The following is a 9505-nucleotide window of genomic DNA, read 5'->3' on the forward strand; positions in this document are numbered from 1 at the left end:
GCAGAACAGTCTACAACGTTTTTACCTATTACCTGTGGTAATCTCACTTTTTTTCTTCTGGAGGAATTCTCGCTCCCCGTCATTCCCGAAATCTAGCCGGGAATCCACGTTTTTGCTTCTTCTTTTGTCCTTCCATTGGGAATCATAGGGGTTTCCCCTCCTATTATTTAGACCCCTCGTAGAACCATTCAGGAATGAGGGACTTGGTGATGATGGAGGCGTGCAGGGGTAACGACCTCCCTCTCTCGTCATTCCCGAAATTTTTTATCGGGAATCCACGTTTTTTCTTTTGATTTTAAAGACTGTGGACTGTGGACCCCGGCTTAAAGATTGCCGGGGTGACGAATAAGAGGCAATAGAACCATTCAAGGGCAGGCTAAAAACGGCTCGAAAGTCGCCAGGGTGATGGATGAGGAGGGGTTGTTGCAGCGACAGACAAAAGTAGCAATTCTTCAACCCGTCATCGCGAGGCTGAGGAAGATGCTCTTTCTTCCTCAGTAGTTTCATCTTTATGTTCTTATTTTACGTTTTTGATTTTTTTTCTCTTTCAAGGGTTGCAGGGGGTTTACCCCTATAGTTCTGTGGTGATTCCAAGTCTTTAAGCTCCGATGTAACTTACTTTTAAAATTTGAGCGATTTAACAGGTTTTGCGAGAATTATATTAGGCGCCAGAAGAATAAGATTTTAGCCAATTCTCGAATTCTTCTCGGGAAGCAAAAGATTTTTGAGTTCCTCGTCTGGTGGTAGAGAGAGCAGCGTAAGCAGAGCTCAAATCTATTGCCTCATCTATATCTTTCCCTTCAGCCAGGAAGAACGATAAAGCTCCTAGGAAAGCGTCACCTGCTCCGGTGGTATCTATGGAATTAACTGAATAAGCCGCGAATTCTTTACTTCCCTGAGGAGTAAAAAGAGCTGAGCCTTTCTCCCCCAAGGTAACTAACACATTTTTGATTCCTTTTTCCAGTAGAAAAGAAGCTCCTTCCTGGATATGGGTAAATGAGTCAGCAGGAATTCCAGTCAGACTTTCCAGCTCGCTCTCGTTGGGGGCTAATAAGAAAACACTTTGAATTTTGTTCCACTCCAGTTCTTGAGCTGGTGCGGGATTTAAGATTACTTTTAAGTTGAGCTTCTGAGCCATGTCGATGGCATAATATACAGTTTCTAGAGGTATTTCCAGCTGAAGCAACAAGAAGGAGGCCTTTTGAAGTTCTTCTTCAGCTTGAATTACATCTTCGGGGAAAAGGGAATAGTTGGCTCCGGGAATGATGAAAATACTGTTTCTTCCTTTCTCGTCTACAAAAATAGGAGCCACTCCACTGGTCTTCCCCGGGACGGTTTTTATGAACTTGCTGCTAATTCCATTTTCGAGGAAGTTATTCTTAACCAGAGGACCAAAAAGGTCGTCTCCTACCGCGGTTACCATTATAACTTTCCCACCCAGACGGGAAACAGCTACTCCCTGGTTGGCTCCTTTTCCTCCAAAGCCAATCTCAAAGTCTTCTCCAAAAATAGTTTCCCCGGTTTTGGGCATTCTATCTCGATAGTAAGTTATGAGGTCCATCATATTACTTCCGACTATAGCTACAGTAGGCGTCACCATAATACCTCCCTTGATAACTAAGAAGTTATTATATTATGTCTGGGAAAACTGACTGATTCCCTCTTAAACTGAGCTCATTATACCATGGTTTTAGGAGCATTTGGAGAATAGTCGCGCTCTCTGGGGTCGTTTGAATCTTGTAAGGATGTTTTTCCTCTATTGTTAGCTTGAGTGGATTAAGTCCTTTTCCTGCAAAAGTGGATAGCTTTCTCATTACCTCAAATTGCCTCCTTCACCAGTTCTTTTTCTAATAGAGCTCGTTTATCATTTATCTATTAAGTTATTTATCTAATCTTTAGCAGAGCGAAAGCTACTTTTTGCCAATATCTTAATTCTTTCCCTTTCTTTGTATTTCTACGAAGATATAGAGGATAACCATGTTACTTTTTGCTACCTGCCAAGTTCCTGGGTTGTAAAGTAATTGTTCATAACACAAAGTTTACTAAAAACTCGCCCGAGCATAGTTTCCTAAAACCTTTTTCTGCACTGGAGAAAAAGGTTTGCGAATATGTTAAAATGGTGAAAATTAAATAGAAGTAGGGGAGCTCTTGAAGGGCTGAGAGGAGAGCGCAAGCTTTCGACCCGTTGAACCTGATCTGGTTAATGCCAGCGGAGGGATGGAAGTGTAAACAAAAAGCCACCTACCAGCTGGCAGGTGGCTTTTTTTAATAGGGGAGAAAACGAAGGTGGTGAATAGAGCAGCTAAAATTTCTTTTCGAAAGACGGCTTATGTCGCTATTTTCTGTGCTTTAGCGGTTGTTTCTTCCGGTGTTAGTTTCCCCATTGGCCCGACTAAAGTTTTTCCCTTTCAACACGCAATAAACGTGGTAGCCGGGATTATGATCGGTCCTTGGTATGGAGGATTAGCCGCTTTTTTAGCCGGATTGCTGCGAATTGCAATCGGGACTGGAACTATCTTTGCCTTGCCGGGGGGAGTTCCGGGAGCCATAATAGTTGGGCTTTTTTACAGATGGTTGCGTCGAGATTGGGTAGCCTTAACCGAACCCTTAGGAACCGGTTTTATCGGGGCTGGATTGAGCGCGTATCTGGGTTCCCCTTTTACCGGAGGAGAGGCAACTTTTTTCTTTTTTCAATCTGCTTTTTTAGTAAGTAGTATCCCTGGATGTATTATCGGCCTTTTATTTGTTCGGGTTTTGAGAAAAGCTATATCTGTTGATACGTGGGAGGAGATAGGAGGATAGAGATGTCAGAAGATATCCAGCCTGTTCCACAGCAAGAGAGAAACTTATCGGGAATGGATTTTTTTGTTCTGTGGATGGGGGCAGCCATTGCCATATCTGAAGTGTGGGCAGGAGGAATGTTAGCTCCTTTAGGACTCATCGGGGGCTTGTGGGCTATCATACTGGGTCACGTAATTGGTAACACTCCTCTGGCTTTAGGGGGAGTGTTAGGTAGCGATTCAGGAGTTCCGGCTATGGTTTCAGTGAGAGCAGCTTTTGGAAAATTGGGCTCTTATCTCGCCTCGGCTTTGAACATCATTCAGTTAGCAGGCTGGACGGCGATAATGATAATCATCTGTGCTCAATCAGTTGATAATATTACTCAGATTTTAGCGGGATATACTAATGTCAAGCTCTGGATGCTTATTGCCGGGATGATTAGCACTTTTTGGGCTTTAGTAGGAACTCCTCTTTGGAAATGGATGCAAAGAATAGCGGTTTTTTCTCTGGCCATTCTCTGCCTTTTCATGACTTATAGTGTTTTGCATAATGTGTCTACAGAGGAATTACTAAATTGGAGGGGAGATGGCTCTCTTCCCTGGGGGGCAGGTTTAGACCTCGTGATAGCTATGCCCATTTCCTGGCTTCCTTTGGTTTCAGACTACTCTCGTTTTGCTCGAGAGAGCCGCTCTGCTTTCTGGGGGACCTGGTGGGGATATTTTTTAGCCAGTTCCTGGATGTATGTTTTGGGCTTATTGCTGGCTCTTTCTACCGGTCAGGCTAACCCCATACCGGTGATGTTAGCTCTAAATTGGGGAATCGTTGCTCTCATTATTGTTTTCTTCTCTACTTTTACCACTACCTTTCTGGATATTTACTCTGGAGCGATGTCTTTTTTAAATCTTTTCCCTCGTTTTCAGGAGAAACTAATTACTCTTTTCTTCGGATTAGGAGGCACGATTTTAGCTTTAGTTTTCCCTATGGATAGATACGAAAGCTTTCTGTATCTCATCGGGGGAATTTTTATCCCTCTTTTTGGGGTGGTAATTTTTGACTATTTCTTTTACCGCCGGAGAAAGATTGAGATAAAAGAATTATATGAGGGGAAAGCTCTCGATAGAGGAGCTCTTCTCTCCTGGGTGGGGGGATTAATGATATATATTATCTTTCTTCGTTTTTTACCTCACTGGGGAGCTTCTTTTCCCAGCTTTCTCGCCTCAGGCTTAATTTATCTGGGAACAAGGAGGAAATTCAATGACTTATGAAGAAAAATGCACACTGATTTTTAAAAAGATAAAAGAAGAAAAGCCTCTGGTTCATCATATCACCAATTTCGTGGTCATTAATGACAATGCTAATACTATGTTGGCCATAGGAGCACTGCCGGTTATGAGTTATGCCCGGGAGGAAGTGGAAGAAATGGTAGCTCTGTCTCAAGCTCTGGTTCTGAATATCGGGACTCTAACTCCGGAAACAGTAGAAAGCGCAATTTTAGCAGGTAGGAAAGCTAACGAGTTAGGTATCCCGGTTGTTTTAGACCCGGTAGGGGCAGGAGCTACTCAATTCCGCACCGAGAGTGCTTTGAAAATTTTGCAAGAGGTTAAAATCTCTATTTTGCGGGGAAACACAGGGGAGATAGGAAATCTACTGGGAATAAAAGCCGAAGTTAGAGGAGTGGAAGGAGGAGTAGTAGATGCAGATACGAGTGATTTAGCGCAAAGAGCCAGTCAGAAATTCCAGACTGTCGTGGCCATAACTGGAAAAATTGATGTAGTGAGTGACGGAAAAAGAGTGGTCAAGATAAAAAATGGGGATATTCTCCTCACCAGGATTACCGGAACTGGTTGCATGGCCACTTCTCTTTGCGCTGCTTGCGCGGCAGTAGAGAGAGATTACCTATGGGCGGCATCTTCGGCTTTAGGTTTTCTGGGAGTTTGTGGAGAAATTGCTGCTCGTCACTCTTTAGGGCCGGGTAGCTTTCGAGTTTCTCTTTTTGATACCTTTTATGGTATAAAGAAAGAGGAACTTAAAGCGCTGCTTTCTCTGGAGGTGAAAGATTGAAAACTATAGATTGGTCTCTTTATGTTATTACTGATAGAAAAATTCAGAAGAAAAGTAATGAAGAGGTGGTAGAGGAAGCCACAGATGCTGGAGCTTCAGTGATTCAACTGCGAGAAAAAGACCTTCCTACTCGTCTATGGGTAGAGGAAGCTCAAAAAGTGAGAGAAGTTACTCACCGGCGGGGGATTCCTTTAATCATCAATGACCGTATAGATATTGCTTTAGCAGTAGATGCTGATGGAGTACACTTAGGCCAAGAAGATATGCCTTTAGCTTTAGCTCGGAAAATCGCTCCTTCCCTTATAATTGGCTATTCGGTCTCCACGGTAGAAGAAGCTCTAGAAGCAGAAAGAGAAGGGGCAGATTATTTAGGAGCGGGGACGGTTTTCCCCACTTCTACTAAAAAAGATGCCGGGGAACCCATTGGTTTAGAAAGACTGAGAGAAATTAAAAAAGCAGTTAATATACCGGTGGTGGCCATCGGGGGGATAAACCTTTCTAATCTGGAGGAAGTTTTAGCAACCGGTGTGGATGGGGTGGCAGTGGTATCGGCTATTGTAGGCGCAGAGTCGGTCAAGGAAGCCACTCGTTCTTTCCGGCAAAAAATTGAGCTTTTTCGGAGAAGACCATGAAACTCAAAGAGTGGGGAGAGTTTGGGATTATTGACTATTTGAAAAATTTTTTCCCTTCCCGGGGGAAAAGAGTGGTTTTAGGAATTGAAGATGACTGTGCGGTGGTTAGAGGCCCTCGAGGTTTTTTCTATCTTCTCACCTGTGATTCCCAGGTAGAAAATGTACATTTTATTTTATCTCTTTTTTCTCCCTTTTCTCTGGGGAAAAGAGTTCTGGCAGTGAATTTAAGTGATATTGCCGCTATGGGGGGAAAACCTCTTTTTGCTCTTCTTTCCTGGGTGTTGAGGCCAGATATGGAAGCAGAGTGGCTAAAGGAATTTATGCGGGGAATCAAGGAAGAAGCGGAAGCTCACGGAGTAGATATTATAGGAGGGAATTTATCTCGTACTGAAAGTCAGATGGTTTTTGACTTAACTTTAGTGGGAGAGGTAGAAAATGACCGCCCTTTGCTTTTGCGCCGTAATGCTCGGCCTGGAGATTTAGTTTTAGTTACGGGAACTTTGGGTGACTCACGAGCAGGTTTAGAGATAGCTCTTCGGGGTAGCGAGGAAGAAAAAGAAAAGTATTCTTTTCTTTTGAAGCGTTTCTTTACTCCTTCTCCTCGCCTGCAAGTAGGGAGGTTATTGCACAGTTTGGGGGAGAGAGTAGCTACGATTGATGTTTCTGATGGGTTTTCTCAGGATTTAGGGCATATTGTGGAGGAGAGTGAAGTGGGGGCAGTGGTAGAGGTGGATAAACTACCTATTTCTCCTTCTCTTCGGAAGTGGAGTGAAGAGGAAAACAAAGACCCTTTCCTTTTTGCTCTTTCGGGAGGAGAAGATTTTGAATTAATTTTTACCGTTCCCCGGGAGCGCGGAAAAGAAGTTAAAGAATTCATAGAAATAGAAAGTGGAATTCCGGTAACTATTGTGGGAGAGGTTGTCTCGCAAGGAGGGGTTTCTCTGCGTAGAGATGGAAGAGAAGAAAAAGAAGTCGCCTCGGGCTGGAATCATTTTCAATAGAGGAGGAAAAAAGATGAAAAGAGCGCTAACCATAGCTGGTTCAGATTCGGGAGGGGGAGCAGGAATTCAGGCTGACCTGAAAACTTTCTGTGCTTTTGGAGTGTACGGCATGTCATCTATTACCTCCATAACCGCCCAGAATACTCAAGGGGTAGAAGCCATTTTTGACTTACCTCCCTCTCTGGTGGCCAAACAAATAGAGTGTGTGGCAAGTGATATAGGAGTGGATGCGGCTAAAACCGGTATGCTTTCTAATTCTTCTATCATTGAGGCAGTGGCTGAGGAGATTAAAAAGTTTAATATAGAAAAATTGGTGGTAGACCCGGTGATGGTATCTAAAAGTGGAGCTTTGCTTCTTGAGCGAGAAGCCGTAGATGCTCTTGTGCACAAGCTTTTCCCTCTCTCTTTTTTGATTACTCCCAATCTTCCTGAAGCTTCTTTTTTAGTGGGGGAGGAGATAAAGGATATTTCCGATATGGAAAAGGCCTGTATATTGCTCAAAAAGTGGGGTCCTCGCTATGTTCTCCTAAAAGGAGGGCATCTCCCGGAAGAGGAGATAGTGGATATCCTTTTTGACGGAGAAGAATTTATTTCTTTCCCCGCTCGACGTATCGCCACCAAAAACACCCATGGGACAGGTTGCACTTATTCTGCGGCTATATGTGCTCTCCTATCTTTAGGATACTCAATTACCGAAGCAGTAAAAACGGCTCACGAATATATGATTCAGGTGATTACCCACTCCTTAAACCTGGGTAAAGGGTTTGGTCCGGTCAACCATTTAGCTCCTCTTTTTCTTAGAGAGGGGGTGAATCCGGAAGAGGGAGGGAAATACTGGTGAAAGAGTCCCGAATAGGGACTTCTGGGTGGGCTTATCCTCATTGGGAGGGAGTGTTTTATCCTCCTCATTTGCCTCAAAATAAGTGGCTTTCCTACTATTCTCAGTTTTTTGATACGGTGGAGGTTAACTCTTATTTTTATCATCTCCCTCGTTCCACTACTTTTTCCAAATGGAGAGATACCACTCCTCCGGAGTTTGTTTTTTCCGTTAAAGCCAGCCGCTACATTACCCATATAAAGAAAATGAGAGAGGTAGAAGAACCTCTGGCAAAGCTTTATGAGGTGGTGAAAGAGCTGGGGAACAAATTGGGTCCTCTTCTTTTTCAATTTCCTCCTCAACTTAAATTTAATAGAGAAGTTTTTACCTCTTTTGTGGAGCTTCTTTCTCCTGATTTTCGTTATGTTTTTGAGTTTCGCAATGAGAGTTTCTTTACCGGAGAAGTTTATGAAATTCTGGAAAAGAAAAATATCTGTCTCTGTTTTTCCGATACCCCTTCTTTTCCCTATCAAGAAGTTATATCTTCTTCTTTTATCTACCTTCGTCTTCACGGGCACGGCAGCCTTTATACCGATTTTTACAGTGAAGAAGAACTCGAAGACTGGGGAGCTAAAATTCGTTTCTGGCTCGGGGAGCGGGATGTTTATTGCTACTTTGATAATGATTACGAAGGCTTTGCAGTGAAGAACGCTCAGCGCCTCAGAGAAATTTTATCTTGAGAAGGTATAGAATTCTTACTTTTGTGAGATAATTTGAGGGGGTGAGAAGTATGGAAAAAAGGAAATTAGGAAGTACTGGCTTTTCTATTTCCCTTCTGGGGTTAGGCGGTTTTCATCTGGTAGAGCTACCAGAGAAAGAAGCCCTGCGGATTGTCAATTTGTATTTGGATCAGGGAGGAAATTACTTAGAAACCGCAGAGAGCTATGGGTCTGGCAATTCAGAGGAAAAGATAGGTAAAGTGGCCAAAGTTCGAAGAAATGACTTCATCCTGGCTACTAAATCTGCACAAAGGAGTAAAGAAGGTATAACCAGAGCTTTAGAGGGAAGCCTGAGGAGACTCAACACCAGTGAAGTGGATATATTTTTCATTCATGGCTTAAATCGTTTTGAAGAGCTGGATGAAATATCCTCTTCCCAGGGTGCTTTAGAGGGAGTAGAAAAAGCTAAAAAAGAAGGGAAAATTCGTTTTGTAGCTTTTTCTAATCATGTTACCCCTGAAGTAGCACTCAATGCTCTTTCTCTTTATCCTTTTGACATTTTGATGATTCCCTTGAATTATTTTGACCGATTCAATTTTCCTGGCTGGGAAGAAGAAGTTTTACCCCGGGCTCGAGAAAAAAGAATGGGGATTCTGGCTATGAAAGCGCTGGCTGACGGTTTTTTGTGGGAAAGTGAACGAGAGGCTATACGTTACACCCTGAGTCTCGGGGTAGATAGTTTAGTTATGGGAGCTAACACAGAAGAGTATCTAAGAAGAGATATAGAAGTGGTGGAAAACTTCGTGCCTTTCACTCCGGAAGAAATGAAAAAAGTCCGGGAGGAAGCTCCGGAGCTGGGTAGCTATGTTTGCCGCCAGTGTGATAAATGTTTACCTTGCCCTTTGGGTATTGATATCCCCGGAGTTTTTCTTCTGGAGGGGCAATATGACCGACAGATGCAAGATGGGATAATTCGTGATCCTGCTCAATATGCCCTGCGAGACCGCCTCCGTTTCTGGCTGGGGAATCAAGATTACGCCCAGAAAGCTTATCAGGAATTGAACCCTAAGGCTTCGGTGTGCAACGAATGCGGGGAGTGCGAGCCTCGCTGTCCCTATAAAATACCCATCATTTATAAATTGAATTTAGCTCATGAAAAGCTAACTGACACTCGTCCTCCCGGCTACTGTCGCATATCGTAGTCGTGAGACTTTATATTATTTCGCAAGACCTGTTATAATGACGCCGGGGCGAATCGCTGCTTCTTTTGGGAGAGGGAAAGAGTGAAATAACTATAAAGGGGGGCGGCGTCCCTTTATAGCTTCCTTTCTTTTTTGTTATCGCAATGACTCTCCTTATTCGTCACCCCGGCAATTTTTAAGCCGGGGTCTATATTATTTAAAAACCAAAGAAAAAGCAAAAGCATGGATTCCCGATAAAAGATTTCGGGAATGACAAAAAAGTACTATAAGGGGGCGTTGCCCCCTTATAAAC

At 43.3% G+C, this 9505-nt stretch carries 9 protein-coding genes and 1 riboswitch; of the genes, 8 read left to right on the forward strand and 1 reads right to left on the reverse strand.

Annotated features, from left to right (window positions below; all coding sequences use genetic code 11):
- Positions 1–661 precede the first annotated feature (661 nt).
- On the reverse strand, positions 662–1600 hold the full coding sequence (gene rbsK / locus GXZ17_RS07225; protein ID WP_409376621.1) for a ribokinase: 939 nt from the start codon (positions 1598–1600) through the stop codon (positions 662–664).
- 528 nt (positions 1601–2128) lie between these two features.
- A riboswitch (TPP riboswitch) is annotated at positions 2129–2236 on the forward strand.
- A gap of 50 nt (positions 2237–2286) precedes the next feature.
- Here rbsK and thiW point away from each other — a divergent pair.
- From thiW to GXZ17_RS07265, 8 genes are read left to right on the forward strand one after another with little or no spacing between them, the layout of a single operon-like run.
- Complete coding sequence (gene thiW, locus GXZ17_RS07230; RefSeq protein WP_409376622.1) at positions 2287–2802, forward strand: energy coupling factor transporter S component ThiW; 516 nt, start codon at positions 2287–2289, stop codon at positions 2800–2802.
- 2 nt (positions 2803–2804) lie between these two features.
- The gene (cytX, locus tag GXZ17_RS07235) at positions 2805–4046 is read left to right on the forward strand and encodes a putative hydroxymethylpyrimidine transporter CytX (RefSeq protein WP_409376623.1); all 1242 of its coding nucleotides are present in this window, start codon (positions 2805–2807) and stop codon (positions 4044–4046) included.
- Positions 4036–4842 (forward strand): hydroxyethylthiazole kinase, encoded by an 807-nt coding sequence (gene thiM / locus GXZ17_RS07240; RefSeq protein WP_409376624.1) that lies wholly within the window; start codon positions 4036–4038, stop codon positions 4840–4842. Before cytX ends, thiM begins: the two co-directional genes overlap by 11 nt.
- Entirely contained in the window at positions 4839–5474 is a 636-nt protein-coding gene (thiE, locus tag GXZ17_RS07245; protein ID WP_409376625.1) for a thiamine phosphate synthase, read from the forward strand. The genes thiM and thiE overlap by 4 nt, the downstream gene beginning before the upstream one ends.
- Positions 5471–6475 carry a thiamine-phosphate kinase gene (thiL, locus tag GXZ17_RS07250; RefSeq protein ID WP_409376626.1) on the forward strand — a complete coding sequence of 335 codons (1005 nt, stop codon included), beginning with the start codon at positions 5471–5473 and terminating at the stop codon, positions 6473–6475. Before thiE ends, thiL begins: the two co-directional genes overlap by 4 nt.
- Before the next feature lie 13 nt (positions 6476–6488).
- Positions 6489–7316 carry a bifunctional hydroxymethylpyrimidine kinase/phosphomethylpyrimidine kinase gene (thiD, locus tag GXZ17_RS07255; protein WP_409376627.1) on the forward strand — a complete coding sequence of 276 codons (828 nt, stop codon included), beginning with the start codon at positions 6489–6491 and terminating at the stop codon, positions 7314–7316.
- A complete protein-coding gene (locus GXZ17_RS07260) occupies positions 7313–8032 on the forward strand; it encodes a DUF72 domain-containing protein (RefSeq protein WP_409376628.1) in 720 nt (239 codons plus the stop codon). Before thiD ends, GXZ17_RS07260 begins: the two co-directional genes overlap by 4 nt.
- A 50-nt stretch (positions 8033–8082) precedes the next feature.
- On the forward strand, positions 8083–9213 hold the full coding sequence (locus GXZ17_RS07265; protein WP_409376629.1) for an aldo/keto reductase: 1131 nt from the start codon (positions 8083–8085) through the stop codon (positions 9211–9213).
- Positions 9214–9505: the final 292 nt, after the last annotated feature.

Source organism: Candidatus Sordicultor fermentans (genome assembly GCF_012728195.1).
GTDB lineage: Bacteria > Atribacterota > Atribacteria > Atribacterales > Caldatribacteriaceae > Sordicultor > Sordicultor fermentans.

Excerpts from the sequence above, each read along its gene's own strand:
- rbsK (WP_409376621.1), bottom strand. The coding sequence starts at position 1,600 with ATGGTGACGCCTACTGTAGCTATAGTCGGAAGTAATATGATGGACCTC.
- cytX (WP_409376623.1), top strand. The coding sequence starts at position 2,805 with ATGTCAGAAGATATCCAGCCTGTTCCACAGCAAGAGAGAAACTTATCG.
- thiM (WP_409376624.1), top strand. The coding sequence starts at position 4,036 with ATGACTTATGAAGAAAAATGCACACTGATTTTTAAAAAGATAAAAGAA.
- thiL (WP_409376626.1), top strand. The coding sequence starts at position 5,471 with ATGAAACTCAAAGAGTGGGGAGAGTTTGGGATTATTGACTATTTGAAA.
- thiD (WP_409376627.1), top strand. The coding sequence starts at position 6,489 with ATGAAAAGAGCGCTAACCATAGCTGGTTCAGATTCGGGAGGGGGAGCA.
- GXZ17_RS07265 (WP_409376629.1), top strand. The coding sequence starts at position 8,083 with ATGGAAAAAAGGAAATTAGGAAGTACTGGCTTTTCTATTTCCCTTCTG.